Genomic DNA, 16,337 nt, shown 5'->3' with positions numbered 1-16,337 from the left:
GCAGCGCCGAAGCGTCAGCGCTTTGGCGCGCTCGGCTTTTTGTTGAGCCGCGATTTCCCTTCGCAAAACCACGGAACGCTTTTGCCGGACCCGCTTAGAGAGCGGCGCGAATGAAGTTTTCGCGCCTCCGCCTCCTAGGTTTCAAGTCCTTCGTCGAACCCGGCGAGTTCGTCATCGAACGCGGGTTGACAGGTATTGTCGGACCAAACGGCTGCGGCAAGTCGAACCTGGTCGAGGCGCTGCGCTGGGTGATGGGCGAGAGCTCGTACAAGAACATGCGCGCGTCCGGCATGGACGATGTCATTTTTTCCGGATCTGGCTCCAGGCCAGCCCGAAACACCGCCGAAGTCACGCTTTTCCTCGACAACACCGATCGTACCGCACCTTCCGCGTTCAATGACGCCGATGAGCTTCAGGTGTCACGCCGCATCGAGCGTGAGGCGGGCTCGCTCTATCGCATCAATGGCAAGGAGGCGCGCGCCAAGGACGTGCAGCTTCTGTTCGCTGACCAGTCGACCGGCGCGCGTTCGCCGTCGATGGTAGGCCAAGGCCGGATCGGCGAACTGATCCAGGCAAAGCCGCAGGCACGCCGCGCGCTGCTCGAAGAAGCGGCGGGCATTTCCGGCCTGCATACGCGCCGCCATGAAGCCGAACTCAGGCTCAAGGCCGCCGAACAGAACCTTGAGCGGCTGGACGATGTCGTTGGCGAACTGGAAAGCCAGATCGAAAGCCTGAAGCGCCAGGCGCGCCAGGCTTCGCGCTTCAAGAACCTGTCGGCCGACATTCGCAAGGCCGAAGCGACACTGCTGCATCTGCGCTGGACGCTCGCCAAGACACAGGAAGGCGAGGCGCGCTCGGCGCTGGCGGTGGCGACCGCACTGGTCGGTGACCGCGCTGCCGCCCAGATGGCAGCCGCCAGGGAGCAAGGTATAGGCGCGCATCGGCTGCCGGATCTGCGCGACGCGGAAGCCGCCGCCGCCGCGGCTTTCCAGCGCCTGTCGATCGCCAAGTCGCAGATCGAAGAGGAAGCCGGCCGTATCCGCGCCCGCCAGGCTGAACTCGAGCGCCGGCTTCAGCAACTGGACGGCGACATCGCCCGCGAGGAACGTATGGTCCGCGACAATGCGGACATTCTGGAGCGCCTTCGCACCGAGGAGGCCTCGCTCAACTCGGAGAATGCCGGCGCCGCAGAACGTGAAGCGTCCACTCGTGCCGCTTTCGAACAGGCAGCGGTGACCCTCAACGCCAGTGAAGCCAAGCTGGCGGCGTTGACCGCCGAGCGGGCCGAGGCCTCCGCCGCACGCAATCAGATCGAACGGACTTTGCGCGAAACCGCCGAGCGGCGCGATCGCTTTGGCCGCCAGCTTGCCGAGGTCGACCGCGAACTGGCCGAGATCATCTCGAAAGTCGCGGGCCTGCCCGATCCCGCCGAGAAGCGGCTTCTGGTCGAACAGGCTCAGGCGCTGCTCGATGAGGCTGAGGCCCGGGTCGAAAATGCCGAGCAATCCGTCATCGACGCGCGCGCCGCCGAAAGCGCTGCCCGCCCGCCGGTTCAGGATGCAAAAGGTGAGCTGGCCGGGATCGAGACCGAAGCGCGCACGCTGGCCAAGATACTCAATGCCGCCAGCGGCGATCTCTTTCCCTCGGTGCTCGAACAGATCAGTGTCGATCGTGGCTACGAGACGGCGCTGGGCGCCGCTCTTGGCGAAGATCTCGACGTACCGCTCGACCGCAGCGCGCCGGTGCATTGGGGCGAAAGCCAGGTTCAGCCGGGGGACGCCGCTCTGCCCGAAGGCATCAAGAGCCTCGCCAGTGTCGTCCGCGCTCCGGCGCAGCTTGCCCGCCGGCTGGCGCAGATTGGTATTGTGAATGCCGCCGACGGCCGCCGGCTACAGGCATTGTTGTCTCCCGGACAGCGCCTTGTCAGCCGCGAAGGCGCGCTTTGGCGCTGGGATGGGCTTGCCGCCAGCGCCGATGCGCCGACAGCGGCCGCACAACGATTGGCGCAGAAGAACCGGCTGGCAGAGCTCGACGCCGAGGCGATCCATGCGACGCGCATCCTGCGCGAGGCCGAGGAGGCGCTTGCCGGCGCCGAACAGGCGCTTCGGCTAAGCAGCGAGGCCGAGCGTAACGCAAGGCAGGCCGGGCGCGACGCCCAGCATGGACTGGATGCCGCCCGCAACGCTCTGGTCGCGGCTGAAAAGGCGGGTGGTGAACTGTCGAGCCGGCGCGCGGCACTCGACGAAGCCCGCGCGCGCATTGTTGACAGCCATGAAGAGACGTCGGCGACTTTTGCCGAAGCGGAAATGCTGTTGCAGGACGCGCCCGATCTTGGCGATCTGCAATTGCAGCTGGAGCAGTCGGCCGCCAATGTCGCGCGCGACCGTGCGGCACTTGCCGATGCGCGTGCCGTTCACGAGGGATTGCGGCGGGAAGCCGAAGCGCGGATGCGTCGGTTGGATGCGATTGGCGCGGAGCGCCGCAACTGGCTGGAGCGCGCCGAAAACGCCTCGACGCAGATTGCTTCGCTTGGCGAGCGCCGGGCCGAGGCCGAGGCCGAGCGCGAACGGCTGGCAGACGCGCCCGACGAAATCGACGCCAAGCGCCGTGCCCTGCTGTCGCAACTGACCGAGGCCGAGACGCTGCGCAAGGCGGCGGGCGACCGGTTGCAGGAAGCGGAGAACCGGCAAGCTGACATGGACAAGGCCGCGACCGGTGCGATTCAGTCGCTGGCCGAAGCGCGTGAAACCCGTGTCCGGGCCGAAGAGCGGCTAACCGCCGCCGACGAGCGGCGGCTGGAGGTCGAGGCGCGGATTCAGGAAACGCTGAACACGCCGCCGCATCTGGTCATCCGCCACACCGGCCTCGAAGCCGACAGCCCGATGCCTGAGATGCCCGAGATCGAGCGCCAGCTTGACCGGTTGAAAATCGAGCGCGAGCGGCTAGGCGCCGTCAACCTGCGCGCCGAGGAAGAGCAGAAGGAGCTTTCAGACCGGCTGGAGACGATCGTTTCCGAGCGCGAGGATATCATCGAGGCGATCCGCAAATTGCGCCAGGCGATCCAGAGCCTCAACCGCGAAGGCCGCGAGCGGCTTCTCGCCGCCTTCGAAGTGGTCAACGGCCATTTCCAGCGGCTGTTCTCGCATTTGTTCGGCGGCGGCACTGCGGAACTGCAGCTGATTGAATCCGATGATCCGCTCGAGGCCGGCCTGGAAATCCTCGCCCGTCCGCCCGGCAAGAAGCCGCAGACCATGACGCTGCTGTCGGGTGGCGAGCAGGCGTTGACGGCGATGTCACTGATCTTCGCCGTGTTCCTGACCAATCCGGCGCCGATCTGCGTGCTGGACGAGGTTGACGCGCCGCTCGACGACCACAATGTCGAGCGGTTCTGCAATCTCATGGACGAAATGGCAGCCACCACCGAAACACGCTTCGTCATCATCACTCACAATCCGATCACCATGGCGCGCATGAACCGGCTGTTCGGCGTCACCATGGCCGAGCAGGGTGTCAGCCAGCTGGTCTCCGTCGACCTTCAGGCCGCCGAGGCGATGCGCGAGGCAAGCTGACGCGGCGGCCGCATGTCATTGGTGGTTGCAGCGCCGCCGATGGTCTCCGTTTCCGGTTTCGACTATAGCTTGGGTTGAAAGCAGTCAGGTCGTTGGCTGACCGTCGTGTTTTGGAGAGCCTTTTGCCTATACTCGTCACCGGAGCCGCCGGGTTCATCGGAAGCCACGTCTGCCTCCACCTCCTGAGCCGGGGAGAGGCAGTTATCGGTGTCGACAATCTGAATGACTATTACGACCAGGCCTTGAAAGAGGGCCGGCTTGCCCGCCTTCGCCCGTACAAGGATTTCTCTTTCCATCAGCTGGATATCGCGGAAGAGGGCGCGCTGCCGGCAGCTCTGGCCGGGAAGGGCATAACCAGGATTGTTCACCTAGCTGCCCAGGCAGGGGTGCGTTATTCCCTGGAAAACCCGAGGGCCTATATCCGGTCCAACATCGTCGGCCATCTTGAGGTGCTCGAGTTTTGCCGGGCCGAGCCGTCGTTCGAACATCTGGTCTATGCTTCGTCGAGCTCGGTCTATGGCGGCAACAGCAAAGTCCCGTTCGCCGAGACCGATCAGGTCGACCGGCCCGTTTCGCTCTACGCCGCCACCAAGAAAAGCGATGAGTTGATGAGCCATACCTACGCTCATCTCTTCGGCATACCGCAGACCGGCCTGCGGTTCTTCACCGTCTACGGCCCCTGGGGACGCCCCGACATGGCCTATTGGCTGTTCACCAAGGCCATTCTGGAGGGCAAGCCGATCCGTGTCTTCAACGATGGCGAGATGTGGCGGGATTTCACCTATATCGACGACATCGTGGCCGCCATCGTTGCCGTTCTGGACAAGCCGCCAATGGCCGAGGTTCCGCCAAGCCGGGTCTACAATATCGGCAACAGCCGGCCGGAGCGCCTGGGCGATTTCATCGACATTCTGGAAAGGCTGCTCGGCGTCAAGGCGATCCGCCAATCCGAACCGATGCAGAGCAGCGACGTCGAGCGGACCTATGCCGATATGACGGCATTGGAACGGGATTTCGGCTTCAAGCCAACGACCTCGCTGGAGGTTGGGTTGGGACGGTTCGTCGATTGGTATCGATCGGAATGGATGGCGGGATCCAACACGATCTGAACATGCCGCATTGAGGTCAGATTTTCCCGATCTCCGGGAAGGTCGTTGCATGGAGAAGCGGGTTTCGCTTCATTCTTGCGGAAGTAAGCTTCAGTCACGAACTGGAGCTTGCAACGATGACAAATATGGAAATCTCCGAACGACAGATACCCGGCGTTCCGGCCGGCCTCACACCATGGCTGGTAGCGCCAGTCGGCGAACAAGAGCGGGGCACTTGCGGCCGTATCTGCTCGTCCTGTCCGATGCGGCTGCATTGTCAAGATGACGCCGACGATGCCGGCGTTTCGGCGCGGCTTTTACGCTGATCACAGTAGGCGGCGCAGGGAAATGCGCCGCCTTGTTTGGGGTAGTCTGGGGCAATCAGGCGGCAAGCCAGGCGCGGGTGAAATCCTGCTCATAGGCCTGGTGCATCTGGTAACCCATCAACGCCGGTTTCATGTGGCAGAACAGCTTTCGCCAGTAGGGTTGAACGATGATGCCGGAATCCTGCAGCATCATCTGCAATTCCCCCATCACCACGCGCCGCTGGTCCGCGTCGGCGATGGCATTGGCTTTCTGCACCTTGGCGTCGAATGCCGGGTCGGCGAAACCTGTCTCGTTCCACGCCGAGCCGGTCTGATAGGCAAGGGCATAGGTCTGGATGCCGAGCGGGCGTGCGTTCCAGTTGGTCGTCGCGAAAGGGTATTTCGTCCAGTCATTCCAGAACGCCGACTCCGGGATGACCGTACGCTTCACCTTGAACCCGGCATCGCGCATCTGCTGGGCTACGACGTCGGAACTTTCCTTGCGATAGTCGGCCTCGACCGAAATCAGTTCGAACTCGAAGTCGAGTTGGCCGGCTTCCTCAAGCAGTGCCCTGGCCCGGGCGGGATCGCGCTTGATCGGCGGCAGTTCGGCATGTTCGGGATGCATCGGCCCGACATGGTCGTTCTGCGCCACGATGCCCATCCCGTCGGCGCCCAATTGCAGAACCGCCTTGTTGTCGACCGCGAGCTGGATGGCATTGCGCACCCGCTTGTCGTCATAGGGCTTGGCGTTGACATTGCAGCGCGAAACCAGGGTGGCAGCGGTGACGATCTCCGATTTCTTCAACCCGAGCCTGTCGAGCATCCCGACATCATAGGACTGCGTCTGCCCGTTCACGTCAATCTCGCCGGATTCGAAGGCCGAGACCGTGGCTGCCGAGTCGGTGCCGTAGTCGATCCAGTCGATGCCGTCGAGAAACACATCGCCACCCCACCACGAGCCGTCGGGCCGTTTGCGAACGGAGGCGGCAACGCCGACGTCGAGTTTCGTCAACTCGAACGGTCCCGTGCAGATCGGCTTAGCCGACAAGGCAGCTTCTTTGGGATTGAATGTGTGGTGGACGATCAGCGCCGGATAATCGGTCATGGCGGGGACGATGGTGATATCCGGCCGCGACAGTTTCAGCACGACGGTGTGGTCGTCGCGGATCTCGATGGCGCCGGCGCGCGCCAGCTTGGTGCCGGGGTCGATCAGCGAGGTCATGCGCCCGGCCATCGAGTTGCCGGGAGCATCCTTCTCGCACCAGCGCGTGATGTTGAAGGCCACGTCTTTCGCCGTGAAAGCGTCGCCATTCGACCATTTGACATCTGGGCGCAGCTTGAGCACGTATTCCGTGGCGTCTGCGTTGATTTCCCAGCTTTGCAGCAGCATGGGCTCGAAGGTGAAATCAGGCTTCCAGCGCACCAGCGGCTCAAGAAACTGCATGGCGATGTTGCCCATCTGCGAAACCCTGAACATGCGCGGGTCCTGCAGTTCCATGACCTGCATGGCGACACGCACCGTACCGCCCTTTTTTGGCTGTGCGGCTTCTTCAGCCCGCGCCGGAACCGGCTGACCGATGAGCCCATAGGCTGCGGCGGTACTAGCGCCGAAGGCGCTGGCCAGCGCCAGGAATTCACGGCGGCTGAGCGCACCGCGCTTGGCGTCCCGCGCAAATCCGCTGATGGCGGGGTGAAGGGGCTTGGATGTCATGTCGTTTCTCCCATTGTTGATTTTACGTCCAAATTCGGTGGAATGCTGTGGCTTGGTAATCGTCAGGCGCTGTCTTCTGTCGGAAGCCGCAAATGGCGAGGCCGGTGCGACGGCGAGGGGAAAGCAAGATGAATCTTCTTACCGCGATGCGGGTTTTCGACCGGGTTTGTCTGCTTGGCAGCCTTTCGGCGGCGGCGCGGGATCTCAACATGTCGACGACCGCGGTCAGCAGGACGATCAAGGAACTGGAAGACGATCTCGGCGTTCGGCTCATCAACCGCACGACCAGGCGCCTCAGCTTGACCGAAGCGGGCCGTGACTACGCGCCACGCGCCCGTACCTTGCTGGACGACATTTCGGAACTGCAGGATTCGACACGTGGGCTGCACAAGGAGACGCGCGGCCTGATCCGGGTCTCCTGTTCCAACGTTCTCGGCCACACCCGCATCACCAAGCTGGTGCCGAAATTTCTTGACGAGAACCCGCTCACCACGATCGAGTTCGACCTCACGGCGCGCTATGTCGTGGGCATTGTCGAAGAAGGTTATGACGTGGCCATCCGCTTTGGCGGCCAGGCGGATTCGGCGCTGATTGCACGCCGGCTGGGCGAGGTCCGCAACTATGTCTGTGCGACGCCGGGCTACTGGGATTCCCGTGGCCGGCCGACCCATCCTGCCGAATTGGCGGATCATTCGTGCGTGCTGAGCAATTTTGCCAAGCGCCTCGGCACATGGCCGTTTGTGGGCCCCGACGGTCCTTTCGACGCGGCTATTGGCGGGCGCATCTCCACCAACAGCGTCGAGGCCGCCTATCAGATGACGATCGCGGGATTTGGCGTTGGCAATCTGCCAAGCCTTCTTGTCGACACCGCGATCGGTGACGGACGGCTGGAAGTACAACTGGACGAGTTTCGCCCCGGCTCCAGCCCGATCTACGCCCTCTATCCCCACCGCACCTATATTGCGGCCAAGGTGCGTGCTTTCGTCGATTTCCTGATCCGTGAATTGTCGGCGGACTTCACCGCCTGAAAAGAGGCCATCAAATCGCCTCTCAACGCCAGCAGGGGCCCGGCGCGAACGCCAGGCCCCTCTTGCCCCCAACGGCAAATTCAACGGCGTCATTTCCACCAGGCGGTGGTGTCGTACATCGGCCCCGGCTCCTCGAAGAGCTTCTCGTATTTGCAAAGCACCGGCGTTTCGCCGAGCGGCACGGAGACGCCATCCTTGAATGCCCATTCGCCGCGTTGCGTCGAATCGGCCCGCACATAGCTCGACAAGGCAAAGGCCCGATCGTGCTGCGACAGGTTTGGCGAGGACCCATGCACGGTCAACAGTCCCCACATGGCCAGGTCGCCTGGTTCCAGCACCAGGGGGACGATGCTTGCCGGATCGATGCCGACCTTGCGCAACTCCTCCTCGGCGGTCAGGCCTTTCATCAACTCGCCCTTGCCCTCATCAGACAGGCCGAGATAGCCGAGCTTGTGACTTCCTGGCACGACCTGAAGGCAGCCATTGTCGAGTGTCGCCCGGTCGACCGCGAGGCCGGTGGTCACGGTCGCGTCGGCGACATTGTCGAAAGCGGCCTGATTGCGAAAACGCAGGTCCTGGTGGAAGCGATAGCCGGTGACATTGGCGCCGGGCGGCTTCCAATGCAGTTGTTGCGCGATCTGCCTGATGTCGCGGCCGATCAACCCCTCCAGCAGCTTCAGGTAGTCCTGGCTGCGCCGGAATTGCTCGAAATAGGAATTGATCCAGGAAAACCAGTAGGCCTGAAGGACGTAGCGCTGACCGAAATCTGATTCAGGCAGGATCTGGAAATTGAGATTGCCGTGCCGGTAGGTCGCGTGGTGTTTCAGGCCCTCGGCATAGACGGCGTCGGTCTCCTTCTTGAGCCGCACCATCTCGTCACCGTCGACGAACTGGCGCACGACCGCATAGCCCTCTTCGCGATACTGCTCCACCGCTTGGCGTGCTTGTGCATCCGTCAGCATTTCATGGCATCCCTTTCCCGTGATCTGACGACACCGTAGAAAAAGGCAGGGAAGGCGATAAGCCGTGAATTGCGGCACCGACTTTCCCGGATTGTGGGAAAGTCGAGAATGCAACGCCGGTATCACCGGCCAAATCAACCCGTTGCCTGCTCTGGCGACTTTGGTCGCCGGCTTTAACTGACAGAGTTGAACTTCGCGTTGGCTGAGGGGGGAGGATTCGAATCTGGCCGCGTGATATGCTGGCCGTCTAAAAATAGGTTCTCGGCTCGATAAGGCCCTTCTGCTGGCGCAGATAGAAACAATAGAAGCCGAATGCGGCAGCGAACCACATGAAGGCCTCTCCTATCGCCAGCCGGTTGTTCGAATTGCTGAGGATGGTTATGGCGAAGAAGACCAGGGTTGAGATGTAGCAGGACCATGCGGCCGGAGCGATTAGCCTGGCCCGCATGGCCAGCAGGACCTGTCTCGACGACCAGATATAGAGAAAGGCAAAGAACGCCAGCCCGACCACGCCATAGCGTACCGCTATCTCCAGATAGCCATTGTGGAAGACATCGCGGATTGTGGGATGATAGGTCCTGTTCTGCCATTCGGTGAGCCAGCTGGAACTGGCTCCGAAGATAGGATGGCGTTTCCAGACCTCGATCGCATCCGCCCACAGCATCAGCCGTTCCTTGGCTGCAAACGGGGTCGTATCGCTCGCAATGGCTTGATCGAAAGCCGGCATGACGCCACGGCTCAATATGTCCAAAACCAGGCTCTTGGCGAAGATCATGGTGTCGCCGGCGGTGCGCCAGAAAAGATGGCGCATGGCGACAATACCGGCTGCCACGGTCGCCAGCACGCCGCCTCCGACCATCAACTCGCGGCGATGGCCTCTCGCCAGCGCCATGACCGCCAGCAGCAGCAGGGTCAGCGCGAGCGCGAGCCAGACCCCCTTTGACTGCAGCGCGATGATGTTCGCTAGGGCGAAGAGAAGGACGGTCGCCGACAGCGCCCAGTGCAGGCTCCGGGTTGCGTTGCCAAGGTCCGCTCTTTGGGCCGTGTAAACCATGAACTGCAGCGTGCAAAGAAAGATGAACCCAGCAGCCAGCGATGCGTGAATGGGGTTGTTGAAAAGCCATGGCACCGGTCTGATGCCATGAAGCACGCCCGGATGGCCGGTGTCCGCCGCCAGGAAGACAAGACTGAGGACCATGAACCAGAGGACGAGCCGCGCAGGCTGCCTGACAAACAGCAAGAGGGAGAAGCCGGTCGTCGCATAAAACAGCGGGAACAGGTAGATGCCTTCGGCGCTACCCAACTGGCCGGTGCCGAAATAAACGATCGCCAGCCGGATGAAGACATAGAACGACCAGCCCAGGCACAGACAGCCGACCCATCCGATCAGCGGTTTGCTGTAGGTCCATAAATCCAGTCCGAACCAGTGGATGAATGCGACCGTAGCGAGGGCAATCCCGGCGTAGCGGTAAGTGTCAGCCTCGCGCCACACTGCCGAGACCAGGGCGAGAATGGCAAGTGCCGCCAGCAACAGAAGCAGGCTATTGCGCGGCGCGTCGTCACGGGCGTAGTCCGGGATCTCTCGCGGTAAGGGCGGTCGGAGCAGGGTGTGATGCAAACGGAGCAGTTGGTCCCAGGCCCGCAACGCCCCGGAGCCCCATCGGCCTGGCCAGGAAAGCCGCGCGAATTTATAGCTGCCCGAGGGGTCGACGATACCGGAAATCACGCTGCTGTCGGCGAAATCGAGAACCCCTTGGCGGGTCGAATAGACTTTCAGGCCTGTGTCCCAAAATCGTTCGAGTGCGACATCCCACGGCATTTTCATGACCGCCAGCGCCGACAACAGCCCCTGCGCGCCCTCCCGCGTGACCAGGTAAGCAGCGGCTGAGCCTTGCGGGCCATGCAGAGCACGACCAATCTCGTCGCCTTCCTTTGTCTCGACGGCACGCAGAAACAGGCTTATGCGATGGTTGGTCAACTTGATGACGTCGAAGTCGGGTACCGCAGCGATGATCGCCTGGATGCGCCGTGCGGTGTCGTTGCGGAAGAGGACGTCATCCTCGACGATTATGCCATGGGCTCCACCACTGGCCAGGAACGTTTCCAAGGCTTGGATATGGCTGCGGTAACACGCATATTCGCCGGGCAGAATGTAGCGCCCGCTCAGCTTGCGTGCAGTTGGAAGGTCAATCTCCCTCCAGTCTTTTTCAGCGAGGGCATGGCCGTCGATGGCGGCAACGCGCTGCAAGGTCAGGCCGGCTGCTTCGGCGCTGGCAAGCAATTCGCTCCAGCGATCGGTCTCGCGATCGAGGTTGATGGCGAAGATAGAAAGGTCCATTGAATTCCATCTCAGACCGCCACCCGGCAGAACAACTATTAGCTAATTGCGCGCATGGGAAGATCGCGGAGGTACTTCCGAGGGCCAAGGTCTAGAAATGGACGATGATCTTGGCTGGGGCGCCAGGATTCGAACCTGGGAATGTCGGTACCAAAAACCGATGCCTTACCACTTGGCGACGCCCCAATAGCCGTCAGAGTCGCTTGTGCGGCGCGTTCTTAGCAGAGCAGACAAAAAGCACAATGCCCATGAGCGCGGCTCTGAACCTGCACATCCGGCGTCCATTCCGCCGCCGCCCGATGGCATGTCAGCAGGCTATTCGCCCCAGACGGCCAACTCATTGCCGGCCGGATCGACGAAGTGGAAGCGCCTGCCGCCGGGAAACGCGAAGATTGGCTTGACGATCTTGCCGCCGGCGGCTTCGACGGCATTGAAAGTCTCTTCCAAGTCCTGGGAATAGAGCACCGGCAGCGGCTTGGCGGGGGCTTCGCCGCTATCGGCCTGGAAGCCGCCATCGAGACCTTCGGCAAAGGCCGAATAAGTTGGGCCGTAGTCGGTGAATGACCAGGCGAAGGCGCTGCTGTAGAAAGCCTTCAACCTGTCCAGGGTCCCGCCGGTCGCAGGCATTTCCAGATAGTCGAGTTTGCCGGTCAGTTTCATGGCTCGCCTCATGTTCCTGTTATGTTCTAGTCTTGCGGGCGGAAAACCGCAAGCGTTTTCGGTGGTGCGTTTCCTTAATCGATTGTAGCGGGCTGCCTGCTTTGCCGGCGCTTGCCTTTCGCAGTGCAGCATCATATCGCTCGGTTCGGACCCCGGCGGAATTCCGTCAATCTTCCAATCTCCTGCAGCTGGAGAGCAAGCATGACCAAATGGGTATACACCTTTGGCGATGGTGCGGCGGAAGGCCGTGCCGGCGACAAGAATCTGCTGGGCGGCAAGGGCGCCAACCTGGCCGAGATGTCCAGCCTCGGGCTGCCTGTGCCTCCGGGTTTCACCATCACGTCGGAAGTGTGCAACGCCTATTACGCGAACGCCCGCGCATACCCGGCCTCGCTGGAGGCGGATGTCACGGTGGCGCTTGACCATATTGGCCGGCTGACCGGCCGCCGCTTCGGCGATCCGTCCAAACTGCTCCTGGTCTCGGTGCGCTCCGGCGCACGGGCCTCGATGCCCGGCATGATGGACACGGTGCTCAATCTCGGTCTCAACGACGAGACCGTCGAGGCGCTCGCCGCCGATTCCGGCGATGCACGCTTTGCCTATGACAGCTACCGCCGCTTCATCCAGATGTATTCCGATGTCGTCATGGGCCTCGACCATGAAGTGTTCGAGGAAATCCTCGAGGACCAGAAGGGTGGGCTCGGCCATGAGCTCGACACCGAACTGACGGCGATCGAATGGCAGGGCGTCATTGCTCTGTACAAGGCCAAGGTCGAGGAAGAACTCGGCAGGCCGTTCCCGCAAGATCCGCACGAGCAGCTCTGGGGCGCCATTGGCGCGGTGTTTTCAAGCTGGATGAACAACCGCGCCATCACCTATCGGCGCCTGCACGACATTCCCGAAAGCTGGGGCACGGCGGTCAATATCCAGGCCATGGTGTTCGGCAACATGGGCGAGACCTCGGCCACCGGCGTTGCCTTCACCCGCAACCCGTCGACCGGCGAAAAGATGCTGTATGGCGAGTTCCTGGTGAACGCGCAGGGTGAGGATGTCGTTGCCGGCATCCGCACGCCACAGAACATTACCGAGGCGGCGCGCATCGCAGCCGGTTCCGACAAGCCATCGCTGCAGAAGCTGATGCCGGATGCCTTCCAGGCGTTCGTCACCATCTCGGACCGGCTTGAGCAGCATTATCGCGACATGCAGGACCTCGAATTCACCATCGAGCGCGGCAAGCTGTGGATGCTGCAGACCCGTTCGGGCAAGCGCACCGCCAAGGCGGCGCTCAAGATCGCCGTCGAGATGGCGGGCGACAAGCTTATCACAAGGGAAGAGGCCGTCGCCCGTATCGATCCGGCCTCGCTCGACCAGTTGCTGCATCCGACCATTGATCCGAAGGCACCGCGCGATGTCATCGGCATCGGCCTGCCGGCGTCACCCGGCGCCGCGACCGGCGAGATCGTCTTTTCCTCGGGCGATGCCGAGGACCTGAAGGCGCAAGGCCGCAAGGCGATCCTGGTGCGCATCGAAACCAGCCCTGAGGACATCCACGGCATGCATGCCGCGGAAGGCATCCTGACCACACGCGGCGGCATGACCAGCCATGCCGCGGTTGTGGCACGAGGCATGGGCAAGCCCTGCGTGTCGGGTGCCGGCTCGCTGCGCGTCGACTACAAGGCCGGCACGCTGATGGCGATGGGCTCGACCTTCCGCAAGGGCGACATCATCACCATCGACGGCAGCAACGGCCAGGTGCTGAAAGGTACCGTGTCGATGCTGCAGCCGGAACTGTCCGGCGATTTCGCCGCCATCATGGAATGGGCCGATGCAGTGCGCCGCATGAAGGTGCGCACCAATGCCGAAACGCCGCTCGATGCGCGCATGGCGCGTTCGTTCGGCGCCGAGGGCATCGGGCTTTGCCGGACCGAGCACATGTTCTTCGACGGCGACCGCATTGTCGCCATGCGCGAGATGATCCTGGCCGACACCGAGAAGGAAAGGCGTGCGGCACTTGCCAAGCTCTTGCCGATGCAGCGTTCGGATTTCCTCGAACTGTTTGAGATCATGGCCGGCCTGCCGGTGACGATCCGCCTGCTTGATCCGCCGCTGCATGAGTTCTTGCCCAAGACCGAGGCGGAAGTGGCGGAAGTCGCCGCTGCCATGAATGTGTCGCCGGACAAGCTCCGGCAGCGTACCGAAGCCTTGCACGAGTTCAACCCGATGCTCGGCCATCGCGGCTGCCGGCTCGCTGTCTCCTATCCGGAGATCGCCGAGATGCAGGCGCGCGCCATTTTCGAGGCGGCCGTCGAGGCCGGCAAGAAGGCAGGCGCGCTGGTGGTTCCCGAGATCATGGTGCCGCTGGTTGGCCTGGTGAAGGAGCTTGACTACGTCAAGGCCCGCATCGACGCGGTGGCCAAGAGCGTGATGGAAGAGACCGGCGTCAAGATCGATTATCTCACCGGCACGATGATCGAACTGCCGCGCGCGGCGATCCGCGCGCATGTCATTGCGGCTACAGCGGAATTCTTCTCTTTCGGCACTAATGACCTGACCCAGACCACGTTCGGCATTTCGCGTGACGATGCGGCCTCGTTCCTGGAGACCTATCGCCAGAAAGGCATCATCGAGCAGGATCCGTTCGTCTCGCTCGACATTGAAGGCGTCGGCGAACTGGTTCGTATGGCGGCCGAGAAGGGCAGGGCGACCCGCCCCGACATCAAGCTCGGCATCTGCGGCGAACATGGCGGCGATCCGGCATCGATCCGTTTTTGTGAAGAGGTCGGTCTCGACTATGTCTCCTGTTCGCCTTATCGCGTGCCGATCGCCAGGCTGGCTGCGGCACAGGCAGCGGTTCGCGCAAAGAGCTGAAGGCGGCATGAAGCGAGGCCGCCGGCAATTTTGCCATGATCGGCGGCCAAGTGGATTTGTTCTCTGGAGTGTTTCATGCGCCTGGCTTCGGCATTTCTCATACCGGCATTTCTCGCGGTTGGCGCCACGGCGGCGAGCGCGTCGGCAAAACTGCTCGAGCCTGATTTGCACGTTGTGCGGTCGGACAAGCCTGCCATCCGTGTCGCGCTGACATTTGATGCCTGCGATGGGCGGACGGATGAGCGGATTCTGTCGGCGCTGATCGACAACAAGATTCCAGCCACCATCTTCATCACGGCAAAATGGCTGAAGCGCAACGCCGCGGCTTTCGAGACGATGCGGGCACACCCCGATCTTTTCGAACTGGAAAATCACGGCGCCCGGCATGTTCCAGCCGTCGATGAGCCTGTGAAGGTTTACGGGATCAGCGCGGCCGGCAGCACCGATGCAGTGAAAGCGGAGGTCGAGGGTGGCGCGCAGGCCCTGGTGGCAGCGGGTGCCCCGGCGCCGAAATGGTTCCGAGGCGCGACGGCGAAATACACCGCCACGTCGATCGAACTGATACACAAGCTCGGTTTCAAGGTCGCGGGTTACTCATTGAACGCCGATGGCGGATCGCTGCTTGGAGCCGCCACGACCGGAAAACGGATCGCGGCGGCGAAGGACGGCGACGTCGTGATCGCGCATATCAACCAGCCCACCCATGCGGCTGGTGAAGGCGTGGTGAAAGGTCTTCTGCAACTGAAGAGCCGAGGCGTTACCTTCGTCAGGCTGCAAGACGATAACAACGCCGGCAGCGAGCCGACCACAAACTGACGGAAAGGGCTTCAGCCCCCGGCCTTAGCCTGGTGTCGCTTCGATCGTGACTTTGCTGGCATAGAAGGCGCCGTGGTTGCGGATCTCCGCCATCTCGTCGAATGGCTGTTCATACGCCCACATCGCATCCTTGCCCGCCTCGCCGGCAGCCAACACACTCCAGTAACTCGCATCACCTTTGTAAGGGCAATGGGTCGACATATCAGTGCCGCGAAGCTGGTCGAAATTGATGTCGTCGAATGGAATGTAGAAGGCCGGTGAGTAAGGGGCTTCGGTCAGCACCCTGGCTTTGGTCGATGAGGCGACAATCGTGTCTCCGGCCCGCACAGTGACGGTTCCGATGTAAGGCTCGACAGTGATGACCTTGTCGGGATTGCGTTGAAAGCCGGGTGACGGATTGACGACCTGATCCATGCTGGTTCTCCTTGCCTCGGCCTTAAGTGTGTCCGGCAGGCGCGTTGCGCAAGACTTGCGGCATCGCGTCGCTGGAAACGTCGCGGAAGGCAGTCCATCCGTTCTTCAACTGTCTTGTCGTGAAGGATCAGGCGGCGGTCTGGAACGCGTCCATGAGCCCGGCATAGGCTGCGGCTATGCCCGCGACCGGGTTGCTGCTTCTCGACGTGGTCTCGACCTTCTGCGCACCGCCGCCGGTAGGCAAGGTGAGCAGCAGGAACTGGCGGTTGCCGCCATTGCCGACCGAGGCGGCAGCGACGTGCTGGCCTTCGCCCTGGTTTTGAACGCACATCTTGAACAGCAGCGTGCCGCCGACGGCTTCAAGAGCGCCACCAACAACTTCAACAAATTCGTCTTCGGAAACGGTTTTGACCTCTGGCCCCAAGTCGGTCAGGCTTTCGGCAAGCGTATTCTCGAGGGCCATGTCATCGACAGTCTTGTCATCGACTGTCTTGTCGTCGAGCTGCGCGTCCATGCGAACCTCTTTCAGTCGCCAATGGCACCCCTGCCCATTAACGAAGCTTAACGCCGACGAT

General features: G+C 62.2%; 11 protein-coding genes and 1 tRNA gene. 5 read left to right on the top strand and 7 right to left on the bottom strand.

The window, feature by feature from the left end; genetic code table 11:
* Window positions 1-110 precede the first annotated feature (110 nt).
* Both smc and GA829_RS27715 read left to right on the top strand, forming a co-directional pair.
* Window positions 111-3,569 (top strand): chromosome segregation protein SMC, encoded by a 3,459-nt coding sequence (gene smc / locus GA829_RS27720; protein ID WP_195175748.1) that lies wholly within the window; start codon window positions 111-113, stop codon window positions 3,567-3,569.
* A 122-nt stretch (window positions 3,570-3,691) separates the two neighbouring features.
* Entirely contained in the window at window positions 3,692-4,678 is a 987-nt protein-coding gene (locus tag GA829_RS27715; protein WP_195175747.1) for an NAD-dependent epimerase/dehydratase family protein, read from the top strand.
* A gap of 360 nt (window positions 4,679-5,038) precedes the next feature.
* Here the strand turns inward: GA829_RS27715 and GA829_RS27710 are convergent, their stop codons facing one another.
* Window positions 5,039-6,676, bottom strand: coding sequence for an ABC transporter substrate-binding protein (locus GA829_RS27710; protein WP_195175746.1), 1,638 nt, complete (start codon window positions 6,674-6,676; stop codon window positions 5,039-5,041).
* Between the two features lie 128 nt (window positions 6,677-6,804).
* On the opposite strand from GA829_RS27710, the gene GA829_RS27705 reads away from it, so the two are divergent.
* A complete protein-coding gene (locus GA829_RS27705) occupies window positions 6,805-7,704 on the top strand; it encodes a LysR family transcriptional regulator (RefSeq protein WP_195175745.1) in 900 nt (299 codons plus the stop codon).
* An 89-nt stretch (window positions 7,705-7,793) separates the two neighbouring features.
* Here the strand turns inward: GA829_RS27705 and GA829_RS27700 are convergent, their stop codons facing one another.
* From GA829_RS27700 to GA829_RS27685, 4 genes are all read right to left on the bottom strand, one after another.
* A complete protein-coding gene (locus GA829_RS27700; RefSeq protein ID WP_258051993.1) occupies window positions 7,794-8,666 on the bottom strand; it encodes a phytanoyl-CoA dioxygenase family protein in 873 nt (290 codons plus the stop codon).
* Between the two features lie 247 nt (window positions 8,667-8,913).
* A complete protein-coding gene (locus tag GA829_RS27695) occupies window positions 8,914-11,004 on the bottom strand; it encodes an O-antigen ligase family protein (RefSeq protein WP_195175743.1) in 2,091 nt (696 codons plus the stop codon).
* Between the two features lie 111 nt (window positions 11,005-11,115).
* A tRNA-Gln gene (locus GA829_RS27690) sits at window positions 11,116-11,190 on the bottom strand.
* Between the two features lie 129 nt (window positions 11,191-11,319).
* Window positions 11,320-11,664, bottom strand: coding sequence for a VOC family protein (locus tag GA829_RS27685; RefSeq protein WP_195175742.1), 345 nt, complete (start codon window positions 11,662-11,664; stop codon window positions 11,320-11,322).
* Between the two features lie 201 nt (window positions 11,665-11,865).
* Here GA829_RS27685 and ppdK point away from each other — a divergent pair, with 201 nt between their 5' ends.
* Window positions 11,866-14,532, top strand: coding sequence for a pyruvate, phosphate dikinase (ppdK, locus tag GA829_RS27680; RefSeq protein ID WP_195175741.1), 2,667 nt, complete (start codon window positions 11,866-11,868; stop codon window positions 14,530-14,532).
* 75 nt (window positions 14,533-14,607) lie between these two features.
* Window positions 14,608-15,348, top strand: coding sequence for a polysaccharide deacetylase family protein (locus tag GA829_RS27675; RefSeq protein WP_195175740.1), 741 nt, complete (start codon window positions 14,608-14,610; stop codon window positions 15,346-15,348).
* Between the two features lie 24 nt (window positions 15,349-15,372).
* Here the strand turns inward: GA829_RS27675 and GA829_RS27670 are convergent, their stop codons facing one another.
* A complete protein-coding gene (locus tag GA829_RS27670) occupies window positions 15,373-15,762 on the bottom strand; it encodes a DUF427 domain-containing protein (RefSeq protein ID WP_195175739.1) in 390 nt (129 codons plus the stop codon).
* Between the two features lie 127 nt (window positions 15,763-15,889).
* Entirely contained in the window at window positions 15,890-16,276 is a 387-nt protein-coding gene (locus tag GA829_RS27665) for a hypothetical protein (RefSeq protein WP_195175738.1), read from the bottom strand.
* Window positions 16,277-16,337 lie beyond the last annotated feature (61 nt).

Source organism: Mesorhizobium sp. INR15 (assembly GCF_015500075.1).
In the GTDB taxonomy this organism is placed as follows: domain Bacteria; phylum Pseudomonadota; class Alphaproteobacteria; order Rhizobiales; family Rhizobiaceae; genus Mesorhizobium.
The sequence above is the reverse complement of the archived record's forward strand: the minus strand, read 5'-3'. Positions and strand labels throughout refer to the sequence as shown.

Coding starts and splice junctions, on each gene's coding strand:
- smc (WP_195175748.1), top strand. CDS start 111: ATGAAGTTTTCGCGCCTCCGCCTCCTAGGTTTCAAGTCCTTCGTCGAA.
- GA829_RS27710 (WP_195175746.1), bottom strand. CDS start 6,676: ATGACATCCAAGCCCCTTCACCCCGCCATCAGCGGATTTGCGCGGGAC.
- GA829_RS27705 (WP_195175745.1), top strand. CDS start 6,805: ATGAATCTTCTTACCGCGATGCGGGTTTTCGACCGGGTTTGTCTGCTT.
- GA829_RS27700 (WP_258051993.1), bottom strand. CDS start 8,666: ATGCTGACGGATGCACAAGCACGCCAAGCGGTGGAGCAGTATCGCGAA.
- GA829_RS27695 (WP_195175743.1), bottom strand. CDS start 11,004: ATGGACCTTTCTATCTTCGCCATCAACCTCGATCGCGAGACCGATCGC.
- GA829_RS27685 (WP_195175742.1), bottom strand. CDS start 11,664: ATGAAACTGACCGGCAAACTCGACTATCTGGAAATGCCTGCGACCGGC.
- ppdK (WP_195175741.1), top strand. CDS start 11,866: ATGACCAAATGGGTATACACCTTTGGCGATGGTGCGGCGGAAGGCCGT.
- GA829_RS27675 (WP_195175740.1), top strand. CDS start 14,608: ATGCGCCTGGCTTCGGCATTTCTCATACCGGCATTTCTCGCGGTTGGC.
- GA829_RS27670 (WP_195175739.1), bottom strand. CDS start 15,762: ATGGATCAGGTCGTCAATCCGTCACCCGGCTTTCAACGCAATCCCGAC.
- GA829_RS27665 (WP_195175738.1), bottom strand. CDS start 16,276: ATGGACGCGCAGCTCGACGACAAGACAGTCGATGACAAGACTGTCGAT.